Raw genomic sequence first — 500 nt, 5'->3', positions numbered from 1 at the left:
CAAGATGCTGCGACAAACAAGGGATTAACATCTGAGCGAGTCAATGGCTACCTTTGGATAACGTTAGGAATTATTGCTGTTTGGATACTCACCGCACCGCTTTGGAACAGCTTTATAGCCGATGTCATGGGGATAGAGAACCCAGAATCAATCACCAGTCTAGTTTGGCTAATGGTTGGGTTCTATGTCATTTTCAGTTTAAACAATGTCATCGACAGTTACTTTTATGGTATTGGACGCACGGATTTAATGCTGTATCAATCACTTATCGTAAACACCTTGTTTTACGGTTGTGCTTTTGTGCTTTATCAAATCGGTATCTTTGTACCTACGCTTGAACGAATCGCCATAATGTTCGGCTTGGGCATTACTGCTGATGCACTAATCACTTGAGTGTTGTACCTTGCCTTACGGAGCAAAGAGAGCATGAATCAACAACCAGTAAGGCATTGATTTATATATTTATCATAGATATAAATGCCCACTAACCTCCACCGTTA

Annotated in this window: 1 pseudogene; it reads left to right on the top strand. The window is 40.8% G+C overall.

Annotated elements, in window-relative coordinates:
* Positions 1-393 (top strand): annotated as a pseudogene (locus R7E78_RS31155) (multidrug transporter); the annotation flags it as partial.
* Between the last annotated feature and the right edge of the window lie 107 nt (positions 394-500).

It is taken from the genome of Vibrio sp. YT-19(2023) (genome assembly GCF_033337395.1).
This window is presented reverse-complemented; position numbering and strand designations above follow the sequence as displayed.